At 42.3% G+C, this 13,803-nt stretch carries 13 protein-coding genes and 1 tRNA gene; 9 read left to right on the forward strand and 5 right to left on the reverse strand.

Going from position 1 to position 13,803, the window contains the following annotated elements; genetic code table 11:
- The first annotated feature begins 750 nt into the window (after positions 1 to 750).
- Entirely contained in the window at positions 751 to 1,755 is a 1,005-nt protein-coding gene (locus RMX69_RS16035) for a succinate dehydrogenase/fumarate reductase iron-sulfur subunit (RefSeq protein WP_289799955.1), read from the forward strand.
- Positions 1,756 to 1,862: 107 nt separating this feature from the next.
- On the opposite strand, the gene RMX69_RS16040 is transcribed toward RMX69_RS16035, so the two are convergent.
- From RMX69_RS16040 to psbX, 4 genes are all read right to left on the reverse strand, one after another.
- Entirely contained in the window at positions 1,863 to 2,387 is a 525-nt protein-coding gene (locus RMX69_RS16040) for a TolB family protein (RefSeq protein WP_289796452.1), read from the reverse strand.
- Between the two features lie 67 nt (positions 2,388 to 2,454).
- Positions 2,455 to 3,015 carry a TolB family protein gene (locus RMX69_RS16045; protein WP_289796453.1) on the reverse strand — a complete coding sequence of 187 codons (561 nt, stop codon included), beginning with the start codon at positions 3,013 to 3,015 and terminating at the stop codon, positions 2,455 to 2,457.
- A gap of 47 nt (positions 3,016 to 3,062) precedes the next feature.
- Positions 3,063 to 3,980: a Ycf66 family protein gene (locus RMX69_RS16050; RefSeq protein WP_322638015.1), complete on the reverse strand. Its 918-nt coding sequence runs from the start codon at positions 3,978 to 3,980 to the stop codon at positions 3,063 to 3,065.
- 247 nt (positions 3,981 to 4,227) lie between these two features.
- Positions 4,228 to 4,347, reverse strand: coding sequence for a photosystem II reaction center X protein (gene psbX / locus RMX69_RS16055; RefSeq protein ID WP_174709687.1), 120 nt, complete (start codon positions 4,345 to 4,347; stop codon positions 4,228 to 4,230).
- A 290-nt stretch (positions 4,348 to 4,637) separates the two neighbouring features.
- Here psbX and RMX69_RS16060 point away from each other — a divergent pair, with 290 nt between their 5' ends.
- The gene (locus tag RMX69_RS16060; RefSeq protein ID WP_094350101.1) at positions 4,638 to 4,931 is read left to right on the forward strand and encodes a YggT family protein; all 294 of its coding nucleotides are present in this window, start codon (positions 4,638 to 4,640) and stop codon (positions 4,929 to 4,931) included.
- An 80-nt stretch (positions 4,932 to 5,011) separates the two neighbouring features.
- Here RMX69_RS16060 and accC read toward each other — a convergent pair whose 3' ends face one another.
- On the reverse strand, positions 5,012 to 6,355 hold the full coding sequence (gene accC / locus RMX69_RS16065) for an acetyl-CoA carboxylase biotin carboxylase subunit (protein ID WP_322638016.1): 1,344 nt from the start codon (positions 6,353 to 6,355) through the stop codon (positions 5,012 to 5,014).
- Positions 6,356 to 6,774: 419 nt separating this feature from the next.
- Here accC and RMX69_RS16070 point away from each other — a divergent pair.
- From RMX69_RS16070 to RMX69_RS16100, 7 genes are all read left to right on the forward strand, one after another.
- Positions 6,775 to 6,855: transfer RNA gene (locus RMX69_RS16070), tRNA-Leu, on the forward strand.
- A 197-nt stretch (positions 6,856 to 7,052) separates the two neighbouring features.
- Positions 7,053 to 7,676 carry a chorismate lyase gene (locus RMX69_RS16075; protein ID WP_289796456.1) on the forward strand — a complete coding sequence of 208 codons (624 nt, stop codon included), beginning with the start codon at positions 7,053 to 7,055 and terminating at the stop codon, positions 7,674 to 7,676.
- Positions 7,677 to 8,013: 337 nt separating this feature from the next.
- Positions 8,014 to 8,577, forward strand: coding sequence for a Uma2 family endonuclease (locus tag RMX69_RS16080; protein ID WP_322638017.1), 564 nt, complete (start codon positions 8,014 to 8,016; stop codon positions 8,575 to 8,577).
- A gap of 93 nt (positions 8,578 to 8,670) precedes the next feature.
- On the forward strand, positions 8,671 to 9,234 hold the full coding sequence (locus tag RMX69_RS16085) for a Uma2 family endonuclease (protein WP_322638018.1): 564 nt from the start codon (positions 8,671 to 8,673) through the stop codon (positions 9,232 to 9,234).
- A gap of 747 nt (positions 9,235 to 9,981) precedes the next feature.
- A complete protein-coding gene (locus RMX69_RS16090; protein WP_322638019.1) occupies positions 9,982 to 11,751 on the forward strand; it encodes a DUF3352 domain-containing protein in 1,770 nt (589 codons plus the stop codon).
- A gap of 187 nt (positions 11,752 to 11,938) precedes the next feature.
- Positions 11,939 to 13,000 carry a c-type cytochrome biogenesis protein CcsB gene (ccsB, locus tag RMX69_RS16095; RefSeq protein ID WP_322638020.1) on the forward strand — a complete coding sequence of 354 codons (1,062 nt, stop codon included), beginning with the start codon at positions 11,939 to 11,941 and terminating at the stop codon, positions 12,998 to 13,000.
- Between the two features lie 401 nt (positions 13,001 to 13,401).
- The gene (locus RMX69_RS16100; RefSeq protein ID WP_322638021.1) at positions 13,402 to 13,710 is read left to right on the forward strand and encodes a KGK domain-containing protein; all 309 of its coding nucleotides are present in this window, start codon (positions 13,402 to 13,404) and stop codon (positions 13,708 to 13,710) included.
- The last annotated feature ends 93 nt before the right edge of the window (positions 13,711 to 13,803 follow it).

The following is a 13,803-nucleotide window of genomic DNA, read 5'->3' on the forward strand; positions in this document are numbered from 1 at the left end:
TGAGCATTGCTATCTGGCTTTTATAAAAATTTATATAATTGAGACGAGCAGTTTTGACCAATGAGTTCAATCCCATATTTTCTTGATTGAGAGCAAGCCAAAAAGCGAAAAGTCTCTCACCTCCGGGTTTCGCGGTGCTCTAACTTTTCTTTGAAAGTGGTGGGGATTTTTCTTCGGTTTATTATCTTCAGGTCAAAAGCAGTCAGAAGATTTTACACGTCTGTCTATGGGAAGAACAAATCTCTTAACATCTGCCTAGTGCTTGATTGCCACTACTATATATTAAACATGGGCTTTCAGACTTCTATATAATCAAAAAATTCCGTCAAGTGGTAGCGAAGGTGGAATTTTACTGTCAGGACTGCTTGACTCAAGTTGACATCAAGACATGTTGCTAACTTCACATACATTTCATTTGGATACGATCGCTAGGTCAAAGATCAACTTAAGTTACTTTTTAAGCAAACCCTCTTTCCTTTACATTCCAAACAGGTAAATTCAATGCAAAGCTGCGATTACATTTTTGGCGTTTTAACTCAGAATTTGACGAAAATCTTGCCGACAGTGCTACTACAAGTAAAATTTTAATGGTTATCCTTAAACTAGAATCAGTCGCCCTTGAATCGTCAGCCTATTAACACCAGGATTTGAATTAGGGGCGAAAAAGCATAACACCCTTTTCGCAACTACCTGCTTTGACTCATGATTGTTGAGGCTGGTGAAGTAATTTTAAAATTTTGGTTAGTAGTTATGGAAGTTATTTTTAAGGTCATTCGACAGCAACAAAATTCCTCCCCTGTTGTACAAACCTACCTTGTGGAAGCCGAACCAGGTAATACAATCTTGGATTGCCTCAATCAAATTAAGTGGGAGCAAGATGGAACTTTGGCATTTCGCAAAAATTGCCGCAATACTATTTGTGGTAGCTGTGCTGTGCGAATTAATGGGCGTTCGGCTTTAGCTTGTAAAGAAAATGTTGGGAGTGAACTTGCCAGATTACAACAAATACCATCATCTCAAAGTAAAGTAAATGCTATTGATGAAATCACGATCGCACCTCTTGGCAATATGCCCGTGATTAAAGATTTGGTTGTAGATATGAGCAGCTTTTGGAATAATCTAGAGGCAGTTGCCCCTTATGTGAGTACGGCAGCACGACAAGTACCAGAAAGAGAGTTTTTGCAAACACCACAAGAGCGATCGCGTCTCGATCAAACTGGTAACTGTATTATGTGCGGTGCTTGTTACTCTGAATGCAACGCTCGTGAAGTTAATCCAGACTTTGTAGGTCCCCATGCCCTTGCCAAAGCTTACCGAATGGTAGCAGACTCCCGCGATAGCGACACCGAAAATCGCTTAGAAAGCTACAACGAAGGGACTAAAGGTGTGTGGGGTTGCACCCGTTGTTTATACTGCGATTCAGTTTGTCCAATGGAAGTTGCACCATTAGAACAAATCACCAAAGTTAAACAAGAAATTCTCACCCAGAAACAAGCCAGCGATAGTCGCTCAATTCGTCACCGGAAAGTATTGGTAGATTTGGTTAAAGAAGGTGGTTGGATTGATGAACGTCAATTTGGTTTACAAGTTGTCGGTAATTATTTTCAGGATTTAAAAGGATTACTCAGTCTTGCACCCCTCGGCTTGCGGATGATCCTCCGGGGTAAGTTTCCCCTATCATTTGAAGCTTCTGAGGGGACAAAACAAGTGCGATTGCTCATTGAATCTGTGCAACAAGTAGAAAACAAAAGTTAGAGGTGAGGAGTTAGAAGTAAAACTTAGGAGTTATGAGTTATGAGTTAGGAATTAGGAGTTAGGAATTTTTAACTCATAACTCCTCACTTCTAACTCTTAACTTTAGTTCAACGCGGTTCTTGAGGTATATTTAACGGTTGTCCAAAACGGTCATATACTAAAACATCCCACTGACCATTGTTACTAGACTCAAAAGCGATTCTGCTACCATCAGCGCTAATTGTAGGGTTACGGACTTCGGCTTGCAGGTTATTGGTCAAATTCCGCGATTGGCGTGTTTCTCTGTCGTAGAGAAAAATAGCCGATCGCCCCTGACGGCTAGCAGCAAACACAATATAACGACCATCTTGTGAAACGCTAGGATGATTTGCGATCGCATCAAAGGAATTTAAACCTGGCAAATCAACCAAATCACGATTTACCGTATCAAACATATAAACATCTTGGCTACCGCGCCGGTCAGTAATAAAAACAATGTATCTCCCAGAAATTTGGGGGTTTAATTCCGACGCTAAACTATTGAGACTCCGACCCCCTGGATCAAAGGGATAACTCAAAAGGCGAGGGTAGCCAAAACACCCAGTCAATAAACTTAAACAGAAAAATACAGGTATAAAAAAAACACGTTTCATATAATTAGTCATTAGTAATTAGTCAATAGTCTCACAACTCCTAACTCCTAACTCCTAACTTTCTCCCCTACGGAGGTGAACCTACGGTTGCACCGTTGGGAATATCTAACTCAATATTTGGCCCCCGGTCTAGGACTTCAATATCCCACTGACCACGAGTGGCGGTTTCAAAGACAACATAACGTCCATCTGGACTAATATTTGGTTTTCTGACCCAGCCGCGATAAATTGGTGTGACAATTTGCGACTGTTGCGTAGCGCGATCGTAAAGCGCTACCACTGGTCTACCTTGATCGCTAGTAAGATAAGAAATATAACGCCCGGTGTAGCTCAAACTAGGACTTTCGGCAATTGTCTCCTGTCGGTTTATCCCCGGTGTACCAATAAAAACTTGCCTCTCCAAATCGTACACTAGTAGCTGCTGATTACCATTCCGATTAGATACAAACGCTAAAAAGCGCCCGTTTCCACTCAAAGCAGGTTGCTCCTCGGTGTAGCGACTGTTAAGAGAAGTAGGCCCGATGGGAATATCGTTAGAACCACAAGATACAAGCAAACTTGTTAAACCAAAAACCAGGCTCCAATGAATTGGTCTTTGGAGCCAAAATGTAGGCGTAAATTTTTCCACCTCAACTGTTTTCCGTCGTCTCTAAACTTACTTGCACGCCAACTGTTTTAAATATCATCATCAAAATCGGTCAAATTATCTGGCCCCTCATTTGGTTTTTCCATTGGGCTGTATGGTACATAATCAGTTGGGATTGCATCATCATCTTCGCGCGGTCTTCGAGGAGTTGAGTCAGTGGGTGGACGACGCCTTCTCGGTCTGGAAGAAATATCATCTTCACGACTTTCGGGACGCTGAGGCCCGTTATTACTACGGCGAGAAGGTTTTCTGACTTCCCCACCCGAACTTTCCCAATCATCAACTTGCCTAGATGAAGAACCCCAATTTTCATCTTCAGAGCTTTCAGAAGGGCGATTCACAGGACGACCAGAAGTCCGCCGACGCGTTCTATCAGATGGAGCCTGTCTTTCACTACTGCTGCTGTTGCGGCGTTCTGAACGACGGGGGGGTTGCTCCTCGTAGTAGTTATCACGAGTAGAAATCTCATCCCTGCTACCGCGAATCCGGGCACGCACTGGGCGTTCTTCCTCGTCTTCATAAGGCAGTGGTTCTAAATCTGCATCCATTTCAGCTTGATACTTTCTGCGATCGTTGTACGAATAGCGATCGCTAACCGGTCGGTCTTCGTCCACAATCGGAGTATTACGCTTTGCTTGCTGGGTAGCTATACTCCGCAGGCGAATACTTTCAACTGCAAAAAATACAGTTGTGCCAACTAAAAGCAATTGACCAAATTGTAGAATCGGGTCAAGCCGCCATCCTTGAAAGACCAGAATGAAGCCGCAAAGCAAGCCAACTGCTGCAAAAAAGATATCTTGATCTCGTGACAATTCTGGGCGCACAGTGCGGAGAAAATACAGTGCTGCCCCAGCCACAGCCAGGAAAATTCCTAGAATACTGGCTGAATTTGCCCCAAAATTTACCTGAGCCAGAAAACTGGCTGAGTTCAGCCCAAAATTTATCATTGCTGTTTTCCCAATATCAAATCTATGTTAGCGAGTCACAATTAAAATCACTACTGTAATTAGGCACCATATATTGAAGCTTCAAAGCCTCTGGCAAAGAAGCTCTGAAGCTATTCACCGAAAAGTAAAAACGTCTATGTCTGTCAGCTACAACTGCCACCAGTCGCAATGTATGCTGCTTTTAGTGCAATTAAGTAGATAGCTGACAGACAATCGATTATGAGAGCTAATTTAACTCTCATAAGCATTATGAACGCTGTATTTTATCTTTTTGGCTAATGAAAATTAGACCAACTGTAGCGGGGATTACAACAATTGCTGTACCCCATAGCAGACTCCAAAGAAAATTTGCTAAAGAAGGCGTCATACTTCTCAACCTTTTTTTACACACTTCATCCTAATTTTAATAGTGTATTACTTTCTTGAGAAGCCTCTAACTCTGAACTGCCAAACTTGGTAACTTCTTTCACCAGTTATTGAGTTAATCACATGGGCGAGTTCGCTTTTCTATTTCAGAAAGAAGTGACAGCATTTAGTTAAAATAAAGATCGGAGTGCTTTACAAAGCTTAAAATTTTGTAGCTATGTCTACGCAAAGCGCAACTTGCCTGCGCCTAAGTTTTTTTCTTTTGTTACAGATAGATAGTACCTAAAACCGATGACTGGTGTTAACCTGACTGCTTGGATTCTTGGCCCTGTGTTAGGGGTGATGACATTCTTATTTATATTTCGTATCATTCTCACTTGGTATCCGCAAGTGGATCTGAATCGTTTGCCGTTTAATTTAATAGCTTGGCCCACTGAGCCATTTTTAATCCCGTTGCGAAAGCTGGTGCAACCCATAGGCGGGGTAGACATTACACCTATTATTTGGGTTGGTATCTTTAGTCTCCTGCGAGAAATCCTACTAGGTCAACAAGGATTGCTGACTATGCTATCTCGTGTTAATTAGGGTACAGGTTACAGGGGACAGGTTACAGGTTATTATAACCCTGTCCCCTGTAACCTATAACCTGTAACCTTCCCACTTCCCTAACCGTTCATTTCCTGCACAAAATTTGTATAGACGTTACCCTGTAAAAACTGTGGAGTTTCCATAATTTTTTGATGAAACCCGATGGTGGTAGGTAGTCCAGTGATGGCACATTCTCTCAGTGCGCGTTTCATGCGGTTAATCGCAGTAGGTCTGTCTGGTGCCCAAACAATTAACTTGCCGATCAAAGAATCGTAGTAGGGTGGGATTTGGTAGTCTGTGTAAACGTGGGAATCAATCCGAACACCAGGTCCTCCGGGAGGCAGATAGCTACTAATCCGTCCAGGAGAAGGGCGAAAATCATGGTCGGGATCTTCAGCGTTGATTCGGCATTCGATCGCATGACCTCGTAATACTACTTGGTCTTGGGTCAGCTTGAGCCTTTCACCTTGAGCAATGCGAATTTGTTCAGCAACTAAGTCAATCCCAGTAATCATCTCTGTTACAGGATGTTCTACTTGAATCCGGGTGTTCATTTCCATAAAGTAGAATTTACCGGATCTATCCAAGAGAAACTCAATAGTACCCGCCCCACTGTAGTTAATGAATTGGGCCGCTTTGACGGCAGCTTGTCCCATTTTCTCACGTAGGTCTTGGTCGAGAGCCGGACTAGGAGCTTCTTCTAACAGCTTTTGATTCCGGCGCTGAATTGAGCAATCCCGTTCACCCAAATGGATGACATTACCGTAGTTATCCGCCAAAATTTGGAATTCGATGTGGCGGGGACGTTCAATAAATTTTTCTATGTAAACGCCAGAATTCCCAAAAGCTGCTCCTGCTTCGCCTTGGGCTGCGAGAAAAAGTTTCACAAATTCGTCTTCAGAACGAACTAGGCGCATACCCCGTCCCCCGCCACCTGCTGTAGCTTTGATCATCACTGGATAGCCGATATCCTTGGCGAATCCTAATCCTTCTTGCTCGGATTCTACCAATCCCTCACTACCTGGTACTGTCGGGACTCCAGCTTTTTGCATGGTTTCTTTGGCAGTGGATTTATCGCCCATCCGTCTCATAGCTTCTGGAGTTGGGCCAATAAAAGCAATATGATGGTCGGCACAGATTTCCGCAAACCGGGCATTTTCTGCCAAAAAACCATAGCCTGGATGAATGGCAGTAGCATTGCGCGTCAGTGCAGCAGCAATAATATTGGGAATATTCAAATAACTTTTACTGCTAGCGGGTTCGCCAATGCAAACCGCTTCATCAGCAAGTTGGACGTGCAGAGCATTACGGTCAACGGTGGAGTGAACCGCAACTGTGGCAATTCCCATTTCTTCACAGGCGCGGAGAATGCGAAGGGCGATTTCTCCCCGATTGGCAATTAATATTTTGTCAAACTTCATTTTTTAGTTTCGATATCATTACCAGTAGATTGACATTTTCTCTGATCCAACTTAAAACAACGCTTCCGCATTATTTCAAATTATTGCAGGAGATTCGCCACCCTGATCCTAAGCAAACTTGCATATTGCAGGCTTACTGCCTCTACGGGTCTTACTACACTAACAACATTGCTGCTGTAAGTCTTGGCTAGACTACCAAGCTGGGCTTTTGCATAGGCGTAGCCCGTCGTAGACATCGCACCCCGCCGAACACAGTCGCTCTAGTAGCTCCAACCCTTTTCAATATCACTTGTACAACTGCTAAATTTCTGTCAGTCTGATACCGCCTGGAGAAAATTTATATTTTTGAGCAACTGAATTTAGATATCACCTTACTATAATTATTTTCTTATGCTATAGTCTATTCTTAGATAAACCATGCGGATGTGGCGGAATTGGTATACGCGCACGCTTGAGGTGCGTGTGGCTTTGCCTTGGGAGTTCGAGTCTCCCCATCCGCATTTTTGCTTGTTTAAGCATAGGGTCAATAGTTACAGGTCAAAAAACCTTAGACTATTGACCCTTAAATATTAAGTTTGTAGTGAAGACTTTAGTCCTTTTCGGAACCACTCAGTGCTTACTACATATTAAGAATTGCCTTGTCAAAGTACTAGTTTTTTATGCTTTTATAGAAATAGGTGAAGTTTTGTAAAAAGCATTGACTATTTCTTTTCCGCCGACAAACAACCTAACACTGCCACCAGCTTGGCATCGCCTCACTCCGATTTGGCAAGGAGGGGAGGAAATAATTCAACAAAGTTTACCTCACACTCAGCTAGCACCTGCATGGCAGCTAATGCTTTTGGGTGACGGCTCTCCAACACGTCACTTAGAATTGCTCACAGGTGAGGCTGTAGAAGTAGATGTTATTGATATGTCATTGATTGGCATCGACTTGGATGCTGCTCCTGAGTTAATCCAAGCTGTCCCAGAACCGCGATTACGACGACAAGTATGGCTGCGTACCGCTTCTGGTCAAAGATTAGCCTATGCTACTTCGTGGTGGGAAGCCAGTCATGTTGATGAGTATTTACAAAACCGTTCATTACCAATTTGGGCAAGTTTAGCTCGTCTTCGCACAGAATTGTATCGGGATGTTCGAGGAATTTACTACGGTGACTCATTGGCACTAGAGTCTGGTTTTGGTGTAACTGGGCCTTTTTGGGGTCGCCATTACTTGTTTTGGCATCATGGGCAGCCACTGACATTAATTTATGAAGTTTTTTCACCTTATTTAACTAAATATTTGGGGGCTATGCAATTAAATTCCAAAAATCAGTAAGAAGCCATGATGTAGTCCGGCGATCGCTATCGAGTAAAACTAAGTAGCTGAAATCATGCAATGAAATTATCAAAGGAACGTTGAATTATTGTTGCAGCGATCGCTTCTGGTAGTGTGCCGTTAAACTAATGAGTTTTCGGTGATGCTTTGCCGTTGTTTAGCGATCGCATCCTCTTTAAAATAGAGTCATTCCCCAAGATCAACTATGATTCAACTCAAAACCCAACTCACCCTCAAAGAATTTCTCGCACTTCCCGATAAATTACACCTCAAGAAATCTTCCAACAAGCAATAATTTCCTACTGATGTTAGCAAGAAAGACACGAGGAAAAATTTAATGAATACTGTTGTGCTAAATCTAGGACCGATTGCTCATTTAACCGATGAGCAATTTTATCAATTGTGTATTGCCAATCGTGATGTCAGCCTGGAAATGAACGCATCTGGAGAATTAATAATTATGCCACCAGTAGGAGGAGAAAGCGGAAATCAAGAAGCAGATTTAATTACAGACTTAAATAATTGGAATCGTCAAGCTAAATTAGGGAAAGTTTTTAGTTCTTCAACTATCTTTATACTTCCCAACGGTGCAAAACGTTCTCCTGATGCTGCTTGGGTAAAATTGGAGCGGTGGGAAGCTTTAACACCAGAACAACGAAAAAAATTTCCGCCACTTGTACCCGACTTTGTGATTGAACTGCGTTCTGAGACAGATCGCCTTGCACCAATTCAAGAGAAAATGCAGGAATACATTCAAAATGGTCTGCGCTTGGGTTGGCTGATTAATCCTCAAGATCGCCAAGTTGAAATTTACCGACTTTTAAAAGCTGTAGAAGTTGTGCAAATGCCAGCGATTGTTTCTGGAGAGGATATACTACCTGGATTTGAGTTGCAAGTATAAGTATAGGAGGGTTTTAAATTACACTTCAATAAATCTTCCAACAAGCAATAATTTCCTACTGATGTTAGCAAGAAAGACAAGAGGAAAGGTTTAATGAATACTGTTGTACTAAATCTAGAACCGATTGCTCATTTAACCGATGAGCAATTTTATCAATTGTGTATTGCCAATCGTGATGTCAGCCTGGAAATGAACGCATCTGGAGAATTAATAATTATGCCACCAGTAGGAGGAGAAAGCGGAAATCAAGAAGCAGATTTAATTACAGACTTAAATAATTGGAATCGTCAAGCTAAATTAGGGAAAGTTTTTAGTTCTTCAACTATCTTTATACTTCCCAACGGTGCAAAACGTTCTCCTGATGCTGCTTGGGTAAAATTGGAGCGGTGGGAAGCTTTAACACCAGAACAACGAAAAAAATTTCCGCCACTTGTACCCGACTTTGTGATTGAACTGCGTTCTGAGACAGATCGCCTTGCACCAATTCAAGAGAAAATGCAGGAATACATTCAAAATGGTCTGCGCTTGGGTTGGCTGATTAATCCTCAAGATCGCCAAGTTGAAATTTACCGACTTTTAAAAGCTGTAGAAGTTGTGCAAATGCCAGCGATTGTTTCTGGAGAGGATATACTACCTGGATTTGAGTTGCAAGTATAGATGGGCGATCGCTATCAAGTAAAGACAAGTAGCTCAAATTGGCTTGCAGCTTTGTCCAGTTAGTTATATCTGTACGTTCGCTTATTTTGAGATGGCAAGAGGCATTAATGCCTTGAGAGGAAAGCAATAGTGGGATTTAGATATAAAAATACCCAAAAAGAGCCTCAAACCTGTGTACAGAAAGTTTTTGACATCGTTTTGCTTAGTTTATTGATATATCTGGGTTTGGGCTGTTTTTTAGTATTTGGTGTATTTACCTTGCCCTACATGGTTTGAGGCTTGTTTCTGCCTCCAAAGTGTTTAAGTTCCGATAGGACGATTTTCCAACCAAATCGCATAACAACAGAGTTCTTAGAGCGAGGTCATACTTTAAGGAGAATTGAGAGAAATCGCTAAAACTATTACACTACCTAGAGTTTTCTGATTGTATATAATTTCTGTAACTCCGAAAAAAATGTTATATTCCCTGAATTGCTTGAAATAACAGATTTACTTGTGAAAACTTTCCGACAGAGGAATTAATCTCAGGGAAACGTCCTACGAAATTCAACAAAGCGTGTTAAAAATGGTAACTGAGCCAAAAACATAGCTTTTAAAAGGCTACGGAAAGTTGATTATCGAAGTAACATCAGCATCTAGGGTAGAAAAATTTAATATAATTAACTGCTCTAAAGAATGGGTAATACTGTTGGTGTATTTGACTAATCAAGCAAGTAATAAGTTTGCAAGTATAAGGTACAGGTTTCAATGGCACCGCCTCTTGTGTCTGTTCAGATGAAGAAAAATAAGAAACCGTCTCTGGTGCTGACACTCTCGGCTGCTGGGTTATTGATTGGTGCGGGGAGTGTGGCCTACTGGTTGTTAGCCCAGAGACAAATATCTTCTAGCGATTTGCTAGTAGGTGCAAATATTATTCCTGGTGATGCCCTGTTTGCGGTTTCCTTAACAACAGATCCCCAGCAGTGGCAGAAATTGCGGCAGTTTGGGACAAAAGAAACCCAAACAGAACTGGACAAAAATTTAGTCCAGTTACGCGATCGCTTTCTCACTAATAATGGTTACGACTTCCAAAAAGATATTGCTCCTTGGGTAGGCGATGACGTGACGATCGCAATTCTTGCCCCAACTACAGGGAATAAACCTGCACCCAAGCCAGTTACCACCAATGAAAGTGCTGCTAGCGATCAGCAGTCGATGGTAATGGTATTGCCAGTAAAAAATTCAGAAATCGCCAAAAGCATTTTGGCACAACCCAAAATCCTTAAACAAGGCAAATGGAGCGATCGTACTTATCAAGGGATCGCCATCAAACAAAGTGAAGGACAAGCAGGGCAAAACTTCTCAGCTGCATTACTAGATGGGCGTTTTTTAGTCATAACTGATAGTCCCAAAGCCACAGACAGAGCGATTGATGCTTATAAAAATAAAACATCTCTAGCCACAACAGGAGGCTTTACTGAGAATTTCCCGAAAATTGCCAACTACCAACCCTTTGGACAGTTTTATATCAATGTGCCAACAGCAGCGAAAATAGCCGCAGCTTCTCCAAACCGCCCTTTACCTGCTCAAGTTTTGGCTCAACTGCAAAATAACCAAGGTTTAGCGGGGACAATAACCTTAGAGTCAGAAGGAATCCGCTTTAAGGGCGTTTCTTGGTTAAACCCTAATAGTCAACGTGTGCTGGTGGTGGAAAACAAAGCTGGGAAAATGCAAAGCCGCATACCAGCAGAAACCTTAATGATGCTGACTGGTGGTAACTTACAGAGGTTGTGGAGAGACTATGTTTTAACATCTCAGGGAAATCCTTTATCACCGATCGCACCAGAACAGATTAGAGGTGGGATAAAATCTCTTACCGATCTCGATTTGGAGAAAGATTTGCTTAGTTGGATGAAAGGGGAGTTTTCCTTATCAGTAATTCCTGCTACTCCAAAAGAAGGTTCACCAAATGATTTTCGTGCGGGTTTGCTGTTCATGGTACAGACAAGCGGTGACTACGGGGGGCAAAGCCTACGTAAATCAGCTGAAGCATCCATCAGTAAGCTGGATGAAGTGATGAAAAATCAATACCAGTTCCAAGTGCAACCAGGGAAAGTCGCAGGTCAACCCGTTGTTAACTGGGTATCACCTTATGGTACATTAACTGCCACCCACGGTTGGTTAGATGGAGATGTCGCCTTCTTGGTAGTGGGCGCTCCCATCACCGATAAAATTGTTCCCAAACCTAACTACACACTAGCTGGTACTCTTCCCTTCCAGCAAACAGTTCCTACAGAACCCAATCCGACGAATGGTCAATTTTTCCTAGATGTGGAACGAACTGTGAAAAATTTCCCTTTACCAACTCTAATTCCCAATCAACAAACTTTGCTAGATGCAACGCGCTCAATTGGGATGACATCTGCTGTCAGCGATAATCGCAGTAACCGTTACGATATTTTTATCGAACTTAAAAAAGTTACTAACGCGACTACATTGCCCAGTCCAGAGGGGAGTAAGAGTAACTCTGTTAAATAGGGAATGGGGAGTAGGGAGATGAAGAGGATAGGGTGACAAGGGGACAAGAAGGGGTAAACAAAACTCCTAACTCTTAACTCCTCACTCAGCACTCCTAATGCCCAATGCCCCATTCCCGATTCCCCTCTAAACATATAGGATCAAAGTCAGAATCGATATTTTAAATCATCCACGGAGAGAACACTTTATGAATCTGGTTGTACTCCAGAACTGGCTGGACAATGCGTCTTTTGCCATATTATTCCTAACAATGCTGGTGTATTGGGGAGGAGCGGCTTTTCCGAATCTGCCTTATCTAGCCGCTTTGGGGACAGCTGGGATGGCGATCGCAAATTTGAGTATTGCGACTCTATTAGGGGCACGATGGATCGAAGCTGGTTACTTTCCCCTAAGTAATCTCTATGAATCCCTGTTTTTCTTAACTTGGGGAATTACCGCCGTCCATCTAATTGCTGAAAATAGTAGCCGTAGCCGCTTAGTAGGGGTTGCAACAGCTCCGGTGGCAATGGCTATTACTGCTTTTGCTACTATGACACTACCATCGCAGATGCAAGCGTCAGAACCTCTAGTACCTGCCTTGAAGTCAAATTGGCTGATGATGCACGTCAGCGTCATGATGTTGAGTTATTCTGCTTTGATGGTGGGTTCATTATTAGCGATCGCTTTCTTAATTGTCACTCGCGGTCAAAATATCCAACTACAAGGCAGTTCCGTTGGTGCTGGTGGTTATCGTAGTAACGGCTACCGCTTGCACAAAGCGTCTGAAGTAATTTCTCAATCACCAGCCCCCGCTGTCGAAAATAACGGCTTTGCCCGTTTTGAAACTAGTAGCAATGGCAACGGTAACGGTAACACTGCTGTTTTGAATTTAGTGACTACCCCTGAATCTCAAGCCGTAGCATCTGCTGTACCTCTTTCACCCCAGCGCCTTAGCCTTGCCGAAACCCTCGACAACATCAGCTATCGCATCATCGGACTAGGATTTCCCCTGCTGACAATTGGCATCATTGCCGGTGGCGTTTGGGCTAACGAAGCCTGGGGTTCCTACTGGAGTTGGGACCCGAAAGAAACTTGGGCATTAATCACCTGGTTAGTATTCGCCGCCTACCTTCACGCCAGAATTACTCGCGGTTGGCAAGGGCGACGTCCCGCAATTTTAGCCTCCGCCGGCTTGCTTGTGGTTTGGGTTTGCTATCTCGGTGTAAATCTTTTGGGTAAAGGTTTGCATTCTTACGGTTGGTTTTTCTAAGAACCTCACCAAGATAGTACTGAGTGTTGAGTATTTTACTTTTACTCATAACTCAGCACTTAGTAATATCTCGCGTAAAACGATAGTGAGTTAAGTGTTTAATACCAATTCTTTATGAAGCTGCATAGAATTCGATCCCCCCTAGCCCCCCTTAAAAAGGGGGGAATTCAAAGTCCCCCTTTTTAAGGGGGATTTAGGGGGATCAAGATATGTGCAACTTCACATTAAATTGGTATAAGTTGAAACGCAGAGGGGTGAAGAGTTTTTCTTCGCCCCTTTGTGCAATACACGAATTATTACGATAATAACCAAGGACTAATGACCAATGACTAAATTATCATTTTATTTCGGATGAACTGTTATATCTCTAGAAAATATAGATTTATTGACAGGAGATTTTTATGGAAGATGGATTCGAGATACTAAACCATGATGAAGTTGTGTCTATAGAACCAGACACTTTTAATAAGTTAAATATTGCCAAAACTTTTAAAGTCCGTGATTTGATTACAGCAATTAAGGAATATGTTGGAGCAGAAGAAACAGACGAAGTAAATTTGTATACCCAAGGATTAAATTGTGAAGTTTTGCAATTTAGTACTTTGGGATGGAAAAAAGGAAAAGTTAGACTTGCTTTAGAATTTTGTCCTGATGAATCTGAGTCGCCACTTGATGAAATTTTTCAAAAGCTCAAACAAGTGGAAAATTAATATCCAATGAGCAAAATAACCCCGCTTCTTTATGAAGTCGGGGTTCTGAGTTTCTCGATATTTGTAAATAAAATTAGGATGTGTTGAATTGCT

The organism is Nostoc sp. EspVER01, from assembly GCF_034530635.1.
Classification (GTDB): Bacteria; Cyanobacteriota; Cyanobacteriia; order Cyanobacteriales; family Nostocaceae; genus Nostoc.